20 protein-coding genes are annotated in these 17,052 nt (G+C 50.4%); 2 read left to right on the forward strand and 18 right to left on the reverse strand.

From position 1 onward, the window contains the following. Window positions 1–73: 73 nt before the first annotated feature. From D889_RS0105880 to D889_RS0105915, 8 genes are all read right to left on the reverse strand, one after another. Window positions 74–889, reverse strand: a complete 816-nt coding sequence (locus tag D889_RS0105880) for a purine-nucleoside phosphorylase (RefSeq protein WP_010631614.1) — start codon at window positions 887–889, stop codon at window positions 74–76. Window positions 890–912: 23 nt separating this feature from the next. Further along, window positions 913–1,827 (reverse strand): tyrosine-type recombinase/integrase, encoded by a 915-nt coding sequence (locus D889_RS0105885; RefSeq protein ID WP_010631613.1) that lies wholly within the window; start codon window positions 1,825–1,827, stop codon window positions 913–915. Continuing rightward, window positions 1,824–2,078: a DUF4227 family protein gene (locus D889_RS0105890; RefSeq protein WP_010631612.1), complete on the reverse strand. Its 255-nt coding sequence runs from the start codon at window positions 2,076–2,078 to the stop codon at window positions 1,824–1,826. The genes D889_RS0105885 and D889_RS0105890 overlap by 4 nt, the downstream gene beginning before the upstream one ends. A gap of 210 nt (window positions 2,079–2,288) precedes the next feature. Next, window positions 2,289–2,804: a ferric iron uptake transcriptional regulator gene (gene fur, locus D889_RS0105895; RefSeq protein ID WP_010631611.1), complete on the reverse strand. Its 516-nt coding sequence runs from the start codon at window positions 2,802–2,804 to the stop codon at window positions 2,289–2,291. A gap of 275 nt (window positions 2,805–3,079) precedes the next feature. Then, the gene (spoIIM, locus tag D889_RS0105900; protein ID WP_010631610.1) at window positions 3,080–3,712 is read right to left on the reverse strand and encodes a stage II sporulation protein M; all 633 of its coding nucleotides are present in this window, start codon (window positions 3,710–3,712) and stop codon (window positions 3,080–3,082) included. Window positions 3,713–3,821: 109 nt separating this feature from the next. Further along, window positions 3,822–4,367 (reverse strand): NUDIX domain-containing protein, encoded by a 546-nt coding sequence (locus D889_RS0105905; RefSeq protein ID WP_010631609.1) that lies wholly within the window; start codon window positions 4,365–4,367, stop codon window positions 3,822–3,824. A 38-nt stretch (window positions 4,368–4,405) separates the two neighbouring features. Further along, the gene (locus D889_RS0105910) at window positions 4,406–5,014 is read right to left on the reverse strand and encodes a DNA-3-methyladenine glycosylase I (protein WP_010631608.1); all 609 of its coding nucleotides are present in this window, start codon (window positions 5,012–5,014) and stop codon (window positions 4,406–4,408) included. A gap of 13 nt (window positions 5,015–5,027) precedes the next feature. Then, window positions 5,028–5,588, reverse strand: a complete 561-nt coding sequence (locus D889_RS0105915; protein WP_010631607.1) for a cysteine hydrolase family protein — start codon at window positions 5,586–5,588, stop codon at window positions 5,028–5,030. A gap of 169 nt (window positions 5,589–5,757) precedes the next feature. Between D889_RS0105915 and D889_RS0105920 the strand changes: the two genes are divergently transcribed. Next, window positions 5,758–6,072, forward strand: a complete 315-nt coding sequence (locus tag D889_RS0105920) for a thioredoxin family protein (protein ID WP_010631606.1) — start codon at window positions 5,758–5,760, stop codon at window positions 6,070–6,072. A 197-nt stretch (window positions 6,073–6,269) separates the two neighbouring features. Here the strand turns inward: D889_RS0105920 and D889_RS14870 are convergent, their stop codons facing one another. Further along, complete coding sequence (locus D889_RS14870) at window positions 6,270–7,262, reverse strand: cation diffusion facilitator family transporter (protein WP_010631605.1); 993 nt, start codon at window positions 7,260–7,262, stop codon at window positions 6,270–6,272. A gap of 251 nt (window positions 7,263–7,513) precedes the next feature. On the opposite strand from D889_RS14870, the gene deoD reads away from it, so the two are divergent. After that, window positions 7,514–8,218, forward strand: a complete 705-nt coding sequence (deoD, locus tag D889_RS0105930; RefSeq protein ID WP_010631604.1) for a purine-nucleoside phosphorylase — start codon at window positions 7,514–7,516, stop codon at window positions 8,216–8,218. 59 nt (window positions 8,219–8,277) lie between these two features. On the opposite strand, the gene D889_RS0105935 is transcribed toward deoD, so the two are convergent. The 9 genes from D889_RS0105935 to D889_RS0105975 all read right to left on the reverse strand — a co-directional run bounded on the left by D889_RS0105935 (window position 8,278) and on the right by D889_RS0105975 (window position 17,004). After that, window positions 8,278–8,733: an NUDIX hydrolase gene (locus D889_RS0105935; RefSeq protein ID WP_010631603.1), complete on the reverse strand. Its 456-nt coding sequence runs from the start codon at window positions 8,731–8,733 to the stop codon at window positions 8,278–8,280. Window positions 8,734–8,799: 66 nt separating this feature from the next. Beyond that, window positions 8,800–9,693: an RnfABCDGE type electron transport complex subunit D gene (locus D889_RS0105940; protein WP_010631602.1), complete on the reverse strand. Its 894-nt coding sequence runs from the start codon at window positions 9,691–9,693 to the stop codon at window positions 8,800–8,802. Then, window positions 9,675–10,604, reverse strand: coding sequence for an FAD:protein FMN transferase (locus D889_RS0105945; RefSeq protein ID WP_010631601.1), 930 nt, complete (start codon window positions 10,602–10,604; stop codon window positions 9,675–9,677). The genes D889_RS0105940 and D889_RS0105945 overlap by 19 nt, the downstream gene beginning before the upstream one ends. 39 nt (window positions 10,605–10,643) lie before the next feature. Then, window positions 10,644–11,162 carry an FMN-binding protein gene (locus tag D889_RS0105950; protein WP_010631600.1) on the reverse strand — a complete coding sequence of 173 codons (519 nt, stop codon included), beginning with the start codon at window positions 11,160–11,162 and terminating at the stop codon, window positions 10,644–10,646. Between the two features lie 195 nt (window positions 11,163–11,357). After that, window positions 11,358–12,434: an AI-2E family transporter gene (locus D889_RS0105955; RefSeq protein ID WP_010632350.1), complete on the reverse strand. Its 1,077-nt coding sequence runs from the start codon at window positions 12,432–12,434 to the stop codon at window positions 11,358–11,360. Between the two features lie 231 nt (window positions 12,435–12,665). Further along, the gene (locus D889_RS0105960) at window positions 12,666–13,928 is read right to left on the reverse strand and encodes a dihydrolipoamide acetyltransferase family protein (RefSeq protein ID WP_010632349.1); all 1,263 of its coding nucleotides are present in this window, start codon (window positions 13,926–13,928) and stop codon (window positions 12,666–12,668) included. A gap of 97 nt (window positions 13,929–14,025) precedes the next feature. Next, complete coding sequence (locus tag D889_RS0105965) at window positions 14,026–15,060, reverse strand: alpha-ketoacid dehydrogenase subunit beta (RefSeq protein WP_010632348.1); 1,035 nt, start codon at window positions 15,058–15,060, stop codon at window positions 14,026–14,028. A gap of 31 nt (window positions 15,061–15,091) precedes the next feature. Continuing rightward, the gene (locus D889_RS0105970; RefSeq protein WP_010632347.1) at window positions 15,092–16,087 is read right to left on the reverse strand and encodes a thiamine pyrophosphate-dependent dehydrogenase E1 component subunit alpha; all 996 of its coding nucleotides are present in this window, start codon (window positions 16,085–16,087) and stop codon (window positions 15,092–15,094) included. Between the two features lie 125 nt (window positions 16,088–16,212). Then, window positions 16,213–17,004, reverse strand: coding sequence for an SDR family NAD(P)-dependent oxidoreductase (locus D889_RS0105975; protein ID WP_026039109.1), 792 nt, complete (start codon window positions 17,002–17,004; stop codon window positions 16,213–16,215). Window positions 17,005–17,052 lie beyond the last annotated feature (48 nt).

A 17,052-nucleotide genomic window follows, 5' to 3' on the forward strand; every position in this document is an offset into this window, starting at 1 on the left:
GAGAAGCATCAAGGGCACCGGATCTCGTGAACCGGTGCCCTTGATGCCTGTATATTTGTTTGTTTCGGAACCGTCAAAGCTGACCGATGATACCTTCAACAAGCTGTGTGAAATGCTCCTTCACCCGCTCCGCCGTTTCGATCACTTCATGGTGGGAAAGCGGCTGGTCGAGAATGCCGCTGGCCATGTTGGTAATGCAGGAGATGCCGAGAACACTCAGTCCGGCATGAGCTGCAGCAATGACCTCAGGAACGGTCGACATGCCGACGGCGTCGGCACCCAGTGTCCGCATCATCCGGATTTCTGCCGGCGTTTCATACTGAGGTCCCGAAGTGGCCAGATAGACCCCCTTCTGAAGATGAATTCCGGCACGACTGGCGACATCTTCCGCCTGTTCAATCAAAGCCGGGGTATAAGCTCCCGACATGTCGGGAAATCTCGGACCGAAGGCATCATCATTCGGTCCGATCAGCGGACTCCCGTCCAGCATATTGATATGGTCGGTAATCAGCATCAGATCGCCCGGTGCAAAATTCAGATTGATACCGCCGGCGGCATTCGTAACGAGCAGCGTCTTGATGCCGGCGGCCTTCATGACAGCCACCGGAAAGGCTACCTGCCTGAGCGAATAGCCTTCATAATGATGATAGCGGCCCTGCATCGCAATGACGGATTTACCTTTCAGTTTTCCAAGCACGAATCGCCCCTTATGTCCGGCGACGGTCGGTTCAGGAAAATGAGGCAGATCATGGTAAGGGACGGCATCCGAATCAGCAATATGATCCGCCAGTTCGCCGAGTCCGGACCCGAGGATCAGCCCGATCTCCGGCGTTTTCCCGGTCTTTGTTCTGAGCACTTCCAATGCTTCGTTAACATCGTTCAACACCAACACTCCATTTCGATACAATTCATTTACTGGTTCTTAAATCGGGCACGGGGATGACAGTGCCCATACATCTGTCTCAGTGTTTCTTTCCGTCGGAGCGGAAACCTGCGGCTGCCTGCAGACGCCGACCTGCCCATCAGCTCATCGACAGATTCCGGATCGGCACCTCGTTCAAACAAGTGTGCAATCAGCGAATTTCTTAACGTTTCCGGAGACAGCCCCGATCTGAGGCCGGTCTGCTGCGCATACGTTTTCATCATCTTCCAGACGGACTGGCGCGTCATGCGCGCGTTCCGGCGGTTCGGGAAAAGCGGCTGATCGCTCCGGATCTCCGAACCGTTTCTTTCCGATTCCTCCAGATAGCGACCGAGAACCTGTTTCGCCGGTTCGCCGACGGGCACGACGCGTTCACGGCCCCGTCCAGTCCGGCAACGGACAAAACCAAGTTCCAGATTGAGGTCGCCCCGCTTAAGATTGATCAGCTCGGTCGCCCGCATTCCGGTTGCATAAAGCAATTCGAGCATGGCGGCATCCCGCCAGTTTGGCTTATCAGAATGACGCGGCTTCTCGAGCAGTCTTTCCACTTCGCCGACCGTCAGAATGAGCGGAGGTTTGGGGGTGATCCTCGGCGCATCAATCATGACTGACGGATCACGCTCAAGCAGATGATTCCGGATCAGGAAGCGGTGGAACCGACGGATCGATACAGCCTTTCTGGCCAATGTTGCCGGGGATTCCTGTCTATCCTTCAGCCAGTAAATAAATTTTGCAGTCTGAACATCCGTCACCTTGTCCCACGATGAAACTGATTCCTTTGTCTGAAGGTAGTGACTATATTGCACGAGATCAGAACGATAGGCCGCCCGCGTATTGTCCGAGCACCCCTGCTTCTCACTCATATCTTTCAAAAAGTTGTCAATCCAGTTATTCACCGATGTCATTCCCCATCTCTGATGAATACAAGAATACGCCGCCAGTCAGGAAACTGATCCGGTCCGTCTGATTCACTAAGCCCTGATGACGAACGATCCGAGCTGACACTGACAGCACCGTGATCCGGCACCTGATCGTAGTTTCCATGTCCGGGAAGCCGATCCAGCCAGTTCATTCCCAGATAAAAGACACTGGTCATGGCCACGAAAAAAATGAATATGAATAAAGCCTGTACGATTCGCTTCACCAGTTGACCCATTCGTCCGCACGCTCCCCTCTGAACGTGATCCAGATGCCCTTCACGTTCCTTGAAGTTAGCCTATGCGTCAGGCCATGGGCTGCATGACTGTTCCGCTCATCCGGCCGGTCCTGATGAATTCTATTCTAACTGTTTCAGCGAATAAGGAAAAGCGGAAGCAACAAAAAACAGCCTGCATGAAATCAGACTGTTTTCTGCGCATGACCACACTTATACTTTTTCCATTTGATGATCCGATTCTTCTTTAATATTCGGCTGTGCCCCATCCTCGTGCTGCTCCTCTTTATGCTTCTCAAGGCAGCGATGGCAGATGCCGTGAAACGTCAGCCGGTGATCCATTACTTTAAAGTGCCAGCGCCGTTCGACGACCTTCTCCACTTCACCAAGCAGGTCCTCCTGGATTTCATCCACCGCCCCGCACTCAATGCAAACCAGATGATGATGAAAATGGTGAGCCCCTTCACGGCGAAGATCATAGCGGGAAACCCCGTCGCCAAAATTAATCTTATCGACAACCTTCAGTTCGCTTAGCAGTTCCAGCGTCCGGTAAACTGTTGCAAGGCCGATCTCCGGTGCTTTTTCTTTGACCAGAAGATAGACATCTTCTGCACTCAGATGATCCTGTTCATTTTCAAGTAAAACTCTGACTGTCGCCTCACGCTGCGGAGTCAGTTTGTATTTCTCTTTATGCAGTTGTTTCTTAATCCGGTTAATCCTGCCTTCCATACAAACCTCTCCCTTCGCAGGACTGGCAGAAACAAACCAGTAAGAAACAACGCTGATTCATTGAACCGCCAGCATGACGTCTGATTCTCAACTATATGCAAAGTATAAGCCCTGCTCCGGCGGGTGTCAATGAAAAATAAAACAATTATAAAGTTATAATAAATTTATTCTGATAATCACTAAATCCCTGATAAAAGCGCCTTTATTAGCTAAATGATTATCATTTATCACTCATTCCAATCAAATCTGTCCAAAAAGTCACAAATTCTCTGTTCTCAGTTAAGAAACAGACGGATCAGGGAAGGAGACAGGTACGCTTCGAAACTGCTGGCCGCAAACACAAGCACACAGGCAGGCAGAAGCAGCAGAACATATCCGAACAGTTGCGGTAAAAGCGGTTCCCGTCTTGTCCGGATCAGAAGCTGTCGGAACACTTTCAGGCAGCAGACAACGGCAATGACGGAAATAAACAGATCGGCGGGGATCAGCAGCATATTCTGTGGAAAGATACTGACCAGAGACGCCAGAAATCCATTAACACCCATCTGACTGACAAGAAATCCGACCGTAAAGCCAAGCACCAGACCTTTAATAAAAATGAGCACAAAGATAATCGGCAGACCGATCACGGACAGCCCGAGCAGCCAGATCAGGCCAAGATACTGAAGATCATTGGTCAGGCTCTCCCGGAACATCAGCTGCGGATCGGCAATCTGTCCACGGGACAATTCACCGAAAAACTGTTGCATATAGTGAAGCAGATCTAACTTTGTCCCGTATGGAAGACTGTTGACGACAATTCCTCCGAACACGATGCCTACCATAAATAGCGCAATTACGAAAATATAGAGTGAGCGGCACTCCCGAAAATGATCGTTCAACAGGCGCATCAATCGTACTCTGGACATAAGCCAACCCCCCTGCCGTTCTTCTTTCACCCGGAATCTATGATTCAGTCTATGACCGGATCCGCCGGGCTAGTACAAGGGGGCGTGTTTCATATAAAATTCTGATAGATTATTTGCGCAAGGCGCGGAGCTGCATAAACTGAACCGCATAAACGGTTTTCGCATCGGCGATCCGGTGATCCCTGACCATCGCAACCGCTTCATCCAGGCCGACGGCACAGACTTCAAGAAATTCGTCCTCGTCCAGGTGCTGGCGGCCTGAGGTCAGAGAATCAGTAAAGTACAAATGCAAGAGTTCATCAGAAAATCCGGGCGTCGAATAAAACTCCGATACTTTATCCAGCTGGCGGCAGCGATGGCCCGTTTCTTCTTCGAGTTCGCGTACTGCGGCATGATCCGGATTTTCACCGGGTTCGAGTTTGCCGGCCGGAATCTCATAGATAATCTTTCTCATCGGATAACGAAACTGGCGGACCAGAAGCAGACGATCCTGCGCGTCTGCAGCAATGATCGCCACAGCTCCGGGATGCATGACCACTTCGCGCGTAGCGCTTTCCCCATTGGGGAGCCTGACCTTGTCCAGGTACAAATGCACGATTTTACCGTCAAAAATTTTTTTAGAATCCGTTTGTACTTCTATCAAATCACGATCCATAAACAGCCACTCCCTATATTGTTCTCCTGTAAAGTCTTTCACCGGTTCCGGTCAGGCTGATGGTTCCCGGCAATTTCAGCATAGCAGAAACACCCGGTCTCGTGATCATTCACCATGCCGGTCGCCTGCATAAATGCATAACAGATTGTCTCTCCGACAAATTTAAATCCCCTTCGTTTCAAATCCCGGCTCATGTTTATGGATTCCTGGCTGCGCGCCGGAATCTCCTCATGAGAATGATAATGATGCTGCACTGGGCGCCCGCCGACAAAGGACCAGATGTATTCGCTGAACGGCCGGGTTCGCTCAACCTGAAGAAAGCATTGCGCATTGACAATAATCGCATGGATTTTCCGCCGGTTGCGAATAAGTCCTGCGTCCTGCATCAATTTTTCTTCTTTCTCTTCAGTAAATCGGGCGATCCGCTCGGGATCAAATCCGGCAAATGCGCGGCGATAATGCTCCCGCCGTTTTAAAATGGTGATCCAGCTCAGTCCGGCCTGCATGCCTTCAAGACAGAGCATCTCAAACAGTGCCTGCGCGTCGCGGACCGGCCGGCCCCATTCCTGATCATGATAGGCAATATATACGGGATCGCCGGTATGCCAGTCGCACCGCTTCTTTCCATGAGTCGTATCCTTTTCCACAATGTCGGTCCTTTTAGCTGATAATCTCGGTTTTGAAGATGGCTTTCATCTGTTTCAGAAAGATGTCGTGCTGTCCGGTGAATGTGGCCATCCCCTGATTATAAGCAACCGTTCTGAATCCCCTGGAATAGGCACCGTAAGCTGTGAGAAAATCACAGATATCGGTGCAGACGCCAGTCAGATGTACCGTTTCAACATGAAGCGATTTAAGGATCTGATCGAGATTCGTTCCAATAAACGCGTCATACTCAGGCTTCGGAACAAAAATGACCCCCGGTTCTTCACGATGTGCCTCGTACCACTCGCCGAGCTTGCCGTAAATCTGTGCGCCCCAGGTGCCGACAATATTATGCGGCGGCCAGAGCTTGAAGTGCGGATCATGTTCATGATGCGCATCCATACAGAAAATGACCGGTTTTCCCTCCTGATGAAATTTGCCGGCCAGCGAGACAATATATGGAACTATTTTCTGCGCCGGCTTCCCCGCTGTCAGCCCGCCGTGGTCATCGACGAAATCATTGCTCATGTCAACGATCAGTAATGCTTGCCGGCCCAATATGCTGTTTTCTGCCATTTTGCTGTCATCCCCTTATTTGCACTTTAGCAGGTTCTTTCGCTGTTTAAAAGAGGTATACACCGGTTGCCTGATTCATTCGGGCAGAATACATTGCGTCCGGTTGAAAATTTGCTAGAATTGAACGTAAGCGTGGATCACGTGGATCACAATGAAGGGAAGCCGGAAGATGAAAGCGATAAACTCAGTAGAAGAATTCAATAAAGTGATCAACAGTCCGGAAACGGTGATCGTGAAATTCGAAACCGGCTGGTGCCCGGACTGTAAACGGCTGAATATGTATGTAGACGATCTGGTGCAGGAATTTCCGTTCAAATGGTATTCCGCCGACCGGGATCAATTTCCTGAACTGGGCCGGGACTACCAGGTACTCGGCATCCCCAGCCTGCTTGCTTTCAAAAGCGGCAAAAAAACGGCGCATTTACGCGCGGACAATCAGTCGCCGGACGAGATCCGCGACTATCTTAAATCCATCGAACGATGAACCGCGGTGGAATGAAAACAACGAAAGCCTGCTTGTTCTGACAAATGTACGGCCGGATGAAAATTTTTAACCGGCAGCCATAAAACAGAGAAGCAGGCTTTTGCTCACGATGAATAATATTATTTTTGCTCGCTTTCCGCGGGCAATCCGTTCCAGACAGCAGAGGGACAAAAGACAAAACAAATTTATAAAGCCTTTCACAAAGAAGGATCAGTACTTTTCAAGTCCGGCTTCCCTGGCTTCCGGGCGGCGTGGGCGCAGTCGGAATGACAGTCTGAGTAGGCTGCGCCTTCGATCTGGATCGTTGAATGTTCAAGTTGATAGGGTTCAAGAATATGTTCAACCTGCCTGAGCACCTCATCGCGGTTCACCCCGTCGGCCACTTTCAGGTGGCAGCTCAGGGAGAGAAAACCGGAAGTAATCGTCCAGATATGCAGATCATGAAGATTCGTTACGCCATGGACGGCACGAATCTTCTCACGGATCTCATCGACATCCAGTTCGTCGGGCTTGCCTTCCATCAGAATGTTGATGGCTGATTTGCTGACCTGCCAGCCGCTTCTCAGGATGATCAGGGAAACCAGGATACTGGCAATCGGATCGGCCGGCTGCCAGCCGGTCAGATTAATCATAAGCGCTGCCGAAATGGCGCCGACAGAACCGAGCAAATCGCCGATCACATGGAGCCATGCACTTCTGACATTCAGATTTTGCTTCGATTCCCCGCGTCCGAGAATCCAGGCAACCACCAGATTAATGATCAGACCGAGCGCAGCGATGACCAGCATTTCTGTGCCGGCGACCTGAACCGGACTGGAAAAACGGCGGATCGCTTCAATGAGAATCACTGCCGAGATAACCAGCAGCAATACCCCGTTGAACAGTGCGGACAAGATTTCAAACCGGCGATAGCCGAATGTTTTTCGGTTGTTTGCCGGAAGGCGTAATCCGGCAACAAGTGCAGCAAAGCTCAATCCAAGAGAAATCGAGTCGCTGAGCATATGCCCGGCATCAGACAGGAGTGCCAGACTGTGGCTGATCAGCCCGCCGGCAAACTCAACAATCATGAATAGCGTAATCAGAAGAAAGCTCAGGAATAGAGCTTTCTGGTTACCTGTATGGTGATGCGCCTGATGGCCCGGTTCAGATCGTTTCATTTTTTCCTCTTCCGGAACGCTATTTGTCGTCATTGTGGTTCATCCCCGTTTCAGCAATCAGACGTTCTTTTCGTCCCTTCATATGAACGACTGTTCATATGTTAAATATGTCGCTAATTATTTGAAAAGTCAAGTTCAATCATAAAAGAATGATAGAAAATGATTTTTCTCTGCCCTCTTCCATTAACTGTGGATTTGAGGCATCATTATAAGAGATTGTTTTAAGACCGGTGGACACGGATCAGATCCGTAACCACTGCGCCAATTCATTTAGGAGGATGTCTATGAGCGTACATATGGAAGCCAGGCAAGGCGAGATCGCCGACACCATTTTGCTGCCCGGCGACCCGCTGCGGGCAAAATACATTGCGGAGACCTATTTAGATAACCCTGTTCAGTATAACCAGGTTCGGGGTATGCTCGGTTTTACCGGCACTTATAATGGAAAAAGAATCTCGGTTCAGGGCACCGGAATGGGAATCCCGTCGATCTCAATTTATGTCAATGAACTGATTCGTGACTATGGCGTAAAAAAATTGATCCGCGTCGGAACATGCGGGGGCATTCAGAAAGAGATCCATGTCCGGGACGTCATTCTGGCGATGTCGGCAACAACCGATTCCGCAGTTAACCGTGCCATTTTCCCCAATGTTGATTTTTCCCCCACCGCTGACTTTAAACTATTGAAAACGGCTTATGAAATCGGATCTCGGGCGAACATCTCGCTCCATGTCGGTAATGTGCTTTCAGCGGATGTCTTTTACCGGGACAGCACGGATATCTTCAAAACGCTGGCCGGCTACGGTGTGCTCGGCGTTGAGATGGAAACCAGCGCCCTTTATACACTGGCTGCCAAATATGGCGTACAGGCGCTCACTGTCCTCACCGTCAGCGACCATATTTTCGCCGACGAAAATACAACAGCCAAAGAGCGCCAGACCACGTTCAACGACATGATCCGGATTGCTCTCGAAACAGCTGCCGACTGATTTCGGCGTCCAGAAAGCACAAAGAAGGGACCGTCCGGATACGATCCCTTCTTTTTTCATCATTTTAATTTCGAGATAAAGTCGTTGACAATCCGGAGATGATTTTTTAATAACGGTTTCGGCAGCTCATTTAAAGAAAAAAATTGATAATCGAGTGATTCTGCAGGATCAACCTGCAGCATCCCTTCAAAATGGGACGTGACATAAGCAATTGTCAGTGGATAGTACTGATCGCCGTTCCCGGCTGTCGACATCCGGCCGGAACTGGAATAGACGCCGAGCAGCTTAAGGTCGGAGATTATGAGGCCGGTCTCCTCCCGCACCTCACGAATCGCTGTATCTTCCGGAGATTCGCGAAGTTCCATGAGCCCGCCAGGAATCCCCCAGCTGTTCACCGGGTCGCGTCGTTTCTGAAATAATACAGACCCGTCCGTGTTCTGAATCAGCACAGCAGCACCGGCAAGAATCAGCGGCATATGCCCGACTTTCTGCCGGAGATTTTCAATATAGCCCATAACTTCACCCCGCCAAGGGCAATTATAGCATAGTCATGCTCAGTCCGGCTGATTGACCCGTACGGCTCATCCTCTGCCCATGGTCGCCCGCTGAGCGCTTCGGCTGCGCGCCTGAAGATACTTCCAGGCATTCGCCAGCAAAAGGCCGATCAGCATGAAAGTGACTTTACTCAAATACAGATAGGCACATCCTGCACAGAGCGCCGCGAGAATCCCGAAGAAGATCTGTTCTCCGGCCCGTGACGGAGAAGTCGGCGGGTCGGTCAGCATGAAAAACGACAGAAACAGCGCCGCATTAATATACGGCATTCTCAGTGCATTCCCGGCTTCGGTCACTCCGAGAAGACCGGCAGCAGCAAAGAAAATAATATAGGCTGCCATGAACGCAAAGACGAGCGGAAATTTATTGATCCGGTTCACCACGACGAAACCGCCGGCAATGAGCAGGATCGTTGCCCAGGCGGGAAGCATCGATAAGGCACTCCACCAGCTCTCTTCCGTACTGAAAAGCAGTGAACTGACCAGAAGACCGATTGCCGCCGGATTCAGTATCGGTTTGCGTTTATCCTTGAACAGATGTTTGACACTTAATGCAGCGATCACTGTAACCATCACCTGCGCCCACGGAACTGCCGGGCCGAGGATGCCTCCGATAATCAGGCCGGTAATCAGTGCGCCATCCGAAAAAAGCTTCGGACGGTGCAGCAGGTAAGCGATGATGAAATCAAAGAACACCGCTGTCAGAACCGCGGCAATCAGATTGGTTACCCCGGCCCGTCCGTTGTTCGGATAAGCCGTCCCGATCATCGTAAGCAGCAGAATGATAACAAAAACAATACCCTTTGGGGATTTGATGAATTTTTGAAAACTGAAGCCCTGTTTCCTCTTTTTCGACTTTCGCAAATCTGAACGCTTTACCTGAATCTGATGCGGTACACGATTCAAAGCACTGGATTCCACGACCCTGCCTCCTTAAATTTTTTGGTCGACGTAACGTTCATATCACGGGTGATCATCAGACAATCAAGGCCCATCTCCTCCATTTTTTTAATACCTTCATCCGGACCGAGAACGATCGCCGCTGTCGAAAATGCATCGGCCAGCATGGCGAACGGGGCAATGACCGAGCAGCTTGACAGCTGAGACGGAGAATGGCCGCTGAGCGGATCAAGCAGGTGGTGCTCTCCCGGAAGCACAGAACTCGGCCGTTCATAACCCCCGGAGGTACAGATTGCCGCATTTTCGAGGCGCACGGTTCCGGCAATTTCATCGTGGTGTACCGGATGCCTGATTCCGATTTTCCATGGTTCTTTCTGTTCATTTCGTCCGGCTGCAAAGATGTCTCCGCCGGCATTGACCAGAAAATGTTCATAGCCCTCATTCCTGAGTTCTGCAGCAGCCAGGTCGATCGCCATACCCTTGGCAACGGCACCCAAATCGATTACCATTGGTTTTCGTAATGTGATCGTCCGGTTCACCGGATTAACGACAATATCCCGGTAGGTCGCCTGAGCCGGATGAACTTCATCCGAGTGAATCCGTTCACCGGTCAGATAATTCCTGTTGAACCCGCGCTTTTCCAGTGATCTGCCGATGCTCGGATCGAATTTTCCTCCGGTTTCGGCGGCTGCGCTGACTGCGAATTGAATCGCTGAGAATAAAACGGGTGAAACGCGAATCGGAACGTCGGTTTTATCCGGAAGACGCATCAGTTCACTGCCGCTGTCGAACCGGGAACAACTTTGCTCAACCCGATAAAATTGTCCGGCTGCACGAAGAATCGACTGAACCTGTTCCTGCTTCGGTTTTCCGGAAACCACGCGGATCATCACGATCGTATCCATACAGATGAAATCTTTCTCAACGGTCATGGTTTCTCTCCTTATGCCCTCTTCCTTTCCCCGGGTGTCTTATGCTTTAGCCTGGGTCAGCGCCTGGGCCACGGCAGTGACAAAGTCCGACGTACTTTCAGTGGCGCCCGAAACATTATCTACATTTGCATTCTGACGCGAAACAACCTGTGCGGGCAGCTGATCAATCTTTATTTCAGGATAAGATGTCGTGCAGTCTGTGATCTGAACACTGGCTATTTTCCCCTGTTTAATCGTCACGCTGACGGCAACCGCACCGATCCTGTTCATCCCCTGGCCGGAGTATGTGCCGTCTTTATATCCGGACTTTTTCCGGATGGTCGTAGCTGTCGTCCTGTTCTGCTTCTTTTGTGTCGTCCGCCCCTGATGCTCCTCTGCTTCTGAAGCAGATTCTCCGCCTGCAGATGCAGATGCCCTGTTGTCTGACTGCACCTGGACAGAATGGCTTGCCGGTGCTGCAGCAATAGGCCTGGGTTCAGTCACGACATACCCTGCTGAATAGGCCAGTCCGATTGCTGCCGTACACAGAGCAATCCATTCAGGTCTCAATTTGGCCATTTCTTAACCTCCCGATGGTGCTTTCTTTGCTTTACACGGAACATTTTATCGCCCGAATCTGAATAAGCGCTGAAAAAAAGTTTCCGCTTTTTGAATGACCTCAAAGAGCGGAAACTTTTTTTATTCAATGGGATTGTTAAAAGGTTGCCGGCAGAGAAAACTCAGCAATGGAACACCGGGCAAACAGTACACAGATTATTGCCTTCGCAGCTGGATCAGCTGATAGACACGCGTCACAATGACCTTTGCGACTGCGTAAACAGGGATTGCCAGCAGCATGCCGATGATTCCGGCAAGATTTCCGGCGACCAGCAACAGGCAGATAATGGTCAGCGGATGGACATCCAGCTTTCTTCCCATGACGAGCGGGGATATGACATTGCCCTCAATCTGCTGCACGACAATCACCCCGACAATGACATAGACAGCAAGCATCGGGCTCTGAATAAACGCGACGATCACCGCCGGCACGGTCGCAATGAATGATCCGATAAACGGAATGACATTCGTAAACAGGATAATCAGAGCAAGTACCAGTGAATAATTAAGACCGATAATTAAATACCAGATGTAAATAAACACAAAATCAAACAGGAGAACGATCATCTGCCCCTGAATATACCCGCTGAGGGCCTGATCCATATCAATGATGATCTCTTTTGCTTTATCCCGGTGTTCTTCCGGGATCAGGCGGAGAAAACCGTGAAACATTTTATTCCCGTCTTTAAGGAAATAAAACAGAATGAAGGGTACGGTAACAACAATCAGGAGCGTACCCGTCACAGACTGAGCAATCGAAAGCACATTATTTCCCACGGACGTGACAATCGAGGAGAAGGACTGCGAGAATCGGTTCATGGTATCGATATAGGAAATATTGTTCAGCTTCAATTTGGTAAACAGTTCACTGTTCTGAAACTGATTCAGTTGTAAAGACAGTTTATTCATTAAACCGGGCATACTGTTGACCAGAGAAAGAAACTGGCTGTAGAGAATCGGCCCGATCCAGAAAACGAGGAAGGTAAACAGTCCGACAGCGAGCAAATAAATAATCAGAATGGCGACAATCTTGGGAATGCCGACTCGTGCCAGCAACCGGACAAGCGGGCGAAGCAAATAATAGAGCAATCCGGAGACAATCAGCGGTGCGGCCAGTGAAGTAAACAGGACACCGATCGGCCACAGGATGAATGTCAGATTAGATCCGACCAGCAGGACAAGAAAGATTACAAGAACCCAAATAGCAAAACGAAAGTACCTTGATTTCGGCATAACTTTTCCCCTCATTAATTAATCGCAGACGGCTTACATCTGGATCGATCAAACAATATGAATCTGCTGAATTCTATTGTAACCTATTTCCTATGATTTCATCCAATCATTTCCGGACATTGCTGCATCTCATTGTATTTTTACAAAAAAAGTGCTAATAAAAAGAACAGTTTCAGAGCTGTTCTTCTCCGAAACTGTTCTTGTCCGATCAGAACCCTGATGTGCAATCGATCAGAGAACCAGTTTGAATGGTGCTTCCAGATTTGCCTTGAGATCCGCCAGAAATGCGGCAGCCTGAGCGCCGTCGACCGCGCGGTGGTCGAACGTCAGACTGAGCGGCAGCAGGCTGCGTTTCTGCAATTCTTCACCGACGTAAACCGGCTGCGCGTTGATTGTGCCGACACCAAGAATGCCGATTTCAGGCTGGTTCAAAACCGGAGTAAAGAAACCGATTCCGTACGTGCCGAGCGAAGATACCGTAAATGTCGAACCGCTGAGCTGAAGTGTATCAAGTTTCCCGCTCCGCGCAGCTTTACTTGATTTTCTGATCTCCCGAGAAATGGCACTAAGCGACTTCTTATCGGCGTCCTTAACGACCGGTACCACAAGCCCTTCATCCAGAGCCGTTGCGATACCAAGCTGGACGGATTTGAACGTTGTAATTGTATCATTCTGATAGAAACCGTTCATTTCGGGATGCTTCAGCAGTGTATTGATCGTCGCTTTGGCAATGAAATCCGTGATTGTCAGGCGGACTTCGTCATCAATCGGATACGCTGCTCTGGCTTCCTTCTGAAACTTCAGCAATTCGGTTACGTCCGCTGTCGTCTGCAGCGTCAGCTGAGCTGAAGTTTGCAGGCTTTCAAACATACGCTCGGCAATCACTTTGCGCATGCCGGTGACTTTCCGGACGCTGCCTTCTTCTGCTGCAGCCGGGGCAGGCTGCACCGGAGATGCTGCAACAGGTTGCGGCGCAGGCGGCGTCTGCTGCTGCGCGGCAAATGCGGCCACATCAGATTTAGTGATTCTGCCCAGCGGTCCCGTTCCGGTTACCTGATTCAGATCCACCTGCTGCGTCTTTGCCAGTTTCCGGGCAGCCGGGGAAACACGCAGCCGCGGCTGATCCGGCAACGGAGAAGCCGCCTGAGGCTGTTTGACGGCAGCGGTTGCCACCGGTTTTTCAGCAACAGCTACAGCCGATGAACCGGCGGCAACAGAGGCTTCGCTGCTCGCAGCCGGGGCAGAGACCGTTTCGCCTTTCGCACCGATATAACCCAGTGGCTGACCGATCGGCACAACCGCATCTTCTCCTGCTTCAATGTCGATCAGAACCCCGTCTTCCGGCGCTTCAAGGTCTTTTTCAATCTTGTCCGAACTGATCGAAACCACCGATTCGCCTTTTTTAACAGAATCGCCTTTGTGTTTCAGCCACTCAACGACGGTTCCTTCTTCCATACCCATGCCCATCTTGGGCATAATAATTTCAGTCGCCATTAATGTCCGCTCCTTTCTGATTCAAAAAGAGAGAGGGGAACATCCGGGAATTTGCCGGACGATGTCCGTCCCTCAATAAATCAAGCTGTTACATGTTTCACACAGTTGTAAAGACTTTGTCGCCGACCATTGACTGAAAGGCATTGATGATCTTTTCGGGATTCGGAAGATAAAGTTTTTCAAGCGGCGGCGAGAACGGTACCGGGCTGTGAGGTGCTGTGACTCGCTTGATCGGGGCATCGAGATAATCAAAGGCCTTATCTCCGACGATCGCAGCAATGTCTGTTGCCGCACTGCAGCGCGGATAGGCTTCATCAACGATGATCAGGCGGCCGGTTTTCTTGACCGAGTTAATGATCGTATCCTCATCCAGCGGCGACAGCGTTCTCGGATCGATGACTTCTGCCTCAAAGCCTTTCCTGGCAAGCTGATCTGCAGCTTTAAGTGCTGTATTCACCTGCTTGCCGATTCCGACGATGGTAAGATCCTTTCCGGCCCGTTTGATTTCTGCCTTGCCGAATGGAATGGTATAGAATCCTTCCCCAACCTGTCCTTTGACGCCGTACAACGTCTTGTCCTCAAAGACAACCACCGGATCATCATCAAAGATGGCACTCAGCAGAAGGCCTTTCATGTCATACGGATTGCTTGGTACAACGACTTTAAGACCAGGTATGTGTGTGAACAGGGCATAAAGGCTCTGAGAGTGCTGCGCTGCAGCATTGAATCCTGCCCCGTCGATGGTCCGGATGGTCAGCGGCACTTTCGCTTTGCCACCGAACATATAATGGAATTTTGCCGCCTGGTTCATCACTTCGTCGAGACAGCTGCCGATAAAGTCGTTGAACATCAGTTCCGAAATCGGCCGCAGTCCGGTCGCCGCTGCCGACACAGCCGCACCCATGTAGCCGGCTTCAGCAATCGGCGTATCAATAACACGGTCACGTCCGAATTCCTCCACGATCCCTTTGGTTACACCGAAAACTCCGCCCCAGGCGCCTTCATCCTGCAGATGGTCAACTTCAGCACCACCGGCAACGTCCTCACCCATGAGGATAACGTTTTCATCTTTGCGCATGGCAATACGAATCGCATCATTTATGGCATCTGAATAAGACATCTTGACTGTCATTTATTGTCACCTCCAGATTTTTAACCTGCAATCAATAATTAATGTATACATCTGTTGTTACCTGAGAAGCATCAGGGAACGGGCTGTCCTCTGCAAATTTAATCGCATGCTCGATCTCAGCTTTGACTTTGTCGTCAATCGCTGTGATCTCGTCCTCTGTCAGCAGCTGACTATCCTTCGCGTATTTCTGGAATCTCAGAATCGGATCATCTTCGTGCAGTGCGCGTTCCTGGACATCCTTGTCCTTATAGGTCTGAGTGTCGCCTTCAAAATGCCCGTAATCACGGTAGGTCTTGCATTCAAGAATGGTCGGCCCTTCGCCGTTTCTTGCTCGCTGAACCGCTTTTCCCGCTGCGTCATAGACAGCCTGAACATCGCGGCCGTCAACGGTTTTTCCGACGATCTTGTAGGCCTTCGCATAATCTGCAACATGATCGGTTGCTGCGGCATAGTCGAATGTCGACGCTTCGCCGAAACCATTATTCTCGCAGACAAAGATCACCGGCAGTTTCCAGATCGCAGCCATGTTTACGGCTTCATGGAATGTGCCGTGGTTGCTTGCACCGTCGCCGAAGAAACAAACGGCAACATTCTTTGTCTTTTTCACTTTCGCAGTCAGTCCGGCACCAATCGCAAGAGGAAGTCCGGCGCCGACGATCCCGTTAGCGCCGAGCATGCCCTTCGACACATCGGCGATATGCATGGATCCTCCCTTGCCCTTACAAAGTCCGGTTGAACGGCCGAAAATTTCAGCCATCATGCCGTCCAGGTCGCATCCCTTTGCGATGCAGTGCCCGTGGCCACGATGGGTACTCGTAATATTATCATTGTCTGTCAGATGAGCGCAGACACCTACAGCAACGGCTTCTTCTCCGGCATAGAGGTGAACGAATCCGGGAATCTCGCCTTTCTCAAAAATATCATGAACTGAAGTTTCAAACTGGCGGATCTCCTGCATTTTCTGATAAATCCATTTTGCTTTCTCAACGGTCATGTCTTTAGCGGATGCCTTTGTTTCCGTTTGCATTCTGACTCCTCCCGTCTTATGTGGCTCGCATAGCTGCAGGATGCAGTGTCTGTAAGCGTTTACTTGCATAATTATGATAGCCTATTTACATGCATTTTGCAAAATAAATTACGAAATTCATCAGGTTACTTCAGGTCCATCCACCGGCCTCCGAGATGCTCGACGAGCCGCGGGCACAGCTGATAGAGCCGGCTGCAGGCGCCCATGTACCATGGAAGATTGATCTCCCGCTTTTTCGTGCGTACGGCTCTGACAACCTTTGCCGCAACAAAAGTCGGATCCATCATGAACCGTTCAACAGATGCTGCATAATGACCGTCCGGGTCAGCAGTTTTAAAGAAAGGTGTCCGGATCGGTCCCGGGTTGACGACGGTAACTGTAACGCCTGAATTTTTCAGGTCGAGTCTCAGACCATCGGAGAAACCGATCACAGCATGTTTCGTTGCTGAGTAAACCGCTGAACGTGTTGTTGCGATTTTCCCGGCAATGGAAGCGATGTTCACAATCTGCCCGGAGTGCTGCCGGATCATCTGCGGCAGGACCGCCTTCGTGCAGGCAATCAGGCCGACAATATTGACGCCGAACATTTTTCTTACTGTTTCCAGATCCATTTCATCGACTCGTTCAAACATCCCGAAACCGGCACAATTGACCAGCACATCAATTTTCCCAAAGCGGGCAATGATTTTGCCAAAGACACTGGCAACCTGCCCCGCATCATTAATATCAACGGTGGAAGCGGCCGACCGTCCGCCTCTCTGTTCGATCGCAGCAGCCACGGACTTCAGCCGTTCGCGGTTTCTCGCCAGAAGAACTGTTATTGCCCCGCTGCGTGCGAATAACAAGGCGGTTTCCTTGCCTACGCCGCTGGAGGCACCTGTGATCACGATGATTGGATTATCTGACAAGGACATCATTCCTTCACTTCGACGTTTTTCTGTATTCTTCCATTATATAGAATCATT

Source organism: Sporolactobacillus vineae DSM 21990 = SL153 (assembly GCF_000377985.1).
In the GTDB taxonomy this organism is placed as follows: Bacteria; Bacillota; Bacilli; order Bacillales; family Sporolactobacillaceae; genus Sporolactobacillus; species Sporolactobacillus vineae.

Coding starts and splice junctions, on each gene's coding strand:
- deoD (WP_010631604.1), top strand. CDS start 7,514: ATGAGCGTACATATGGAAGCCAGGCAAGGCGAGATCGCCGACACCATT.
- D889_RS0105965 (WP_010632348.1), bottom strand. CDS start 15,060: ATGACAGTCAAGATGTCTTATTCAGATGCCATAAATGATGCGATTCGT.
- spoIIM (WP_010631610.1), bottom strand. CDS start 3,712: ATGTCCAGAGTACGATTGATGCGCCTGTTGAACGATCATTTTCGGGAG.
- D889_RS0105960 (WP_010632349.1), bottom strand. CDS start 13,928: ATGGCGACTGAAATTATTATGCCCAAGATGGGCATGGGTATGGAAGAA.
- D889_RS0105975 (WP_026039109.1), bottom strand. CDS start 17,004: ATGATGTCCTTGTCAGATAATCCAATCATCGTGATCACAGGTGCCTCC.
- D889_RS0105955 (WP_010632350.1), bottom strand. CDS start 12,434: ATGCCGAAATCAAGGTACTTTCGTTTTGCTATTTGGGTTCTTGTAATC.
- D889_RS0105945 (WP_010631601.1), bottom strand. CDS start 10,604: ATGACCGTTGAGAAAGATTTCATCTGTATGGATACGATCGTGATGATC.
- D889_RS14870 (WP_010631605.1), bottom strand. CDS start 7,262: ATGACGACAAATAGCGTTCCGGAAGAGGAAAAAATGAAACGATCTGAA.
- D889_RS0105885 (WP_010631613.1), bottom strand. CDS start 1,827: ATGACATCGGTGAATAACTGGATTGACAACTTTTTGAAAGATATGAGT.
- D889_RS0105935 (WP_010631603.1), bottom strand. CDS start 8,733: ATGGGCTATATTGAAAATCTCCGGCAGAAAGTCGGGCATATGCCGCTG.
- D889_RS0105890 (WP_010631612.1), bottom strand. CDS start 2,078: ATGGGTCAACTGGTGAAGCGAATCGTACAGGCTTTATTCATATTCATT.
- fur (WP_010631611.1), bottom strand. CDS start 2,804: ATGGAAGGCAGGATTAACCGGATTAAGAAACAACTGCATAAAGAGAAA.
- D889_RS0105970 (WP_010632347.1), bottom strand. CDS start 16,087: ATGCAAACGGAAACAAAGGCATCCGCTAAAGACATGACCGTTGAGAAA.
- D889_RS0105915 (WP_010631607.1), bottom strand. CDS start 5,588: ATGGCAGAAAACAGCATATTGGGCCGGCAAGCATTACTGATCGTTGAC.
- D889_RS0105920 (WP_010631606.1), top strand. CDS start 5,758: ATGAAAGCGATAAACTCAGTAGAAGAATTCAATAAAGTGATCAACAGT.
- D889_RS0105950 (WP_010631600.1), bottom strand. CDS start 11,162: ATGGCCAAATTGAGACCTGAATGGATTGCTCTGTGTACGGCAGCAATC.
- D889_RS0105905 (WP_010631609.1), bottom strand. CDS start 4,367: ATGGATCGTGATTTGATAGAAGTACAAACGGATTCTAAAAAAATTTTT.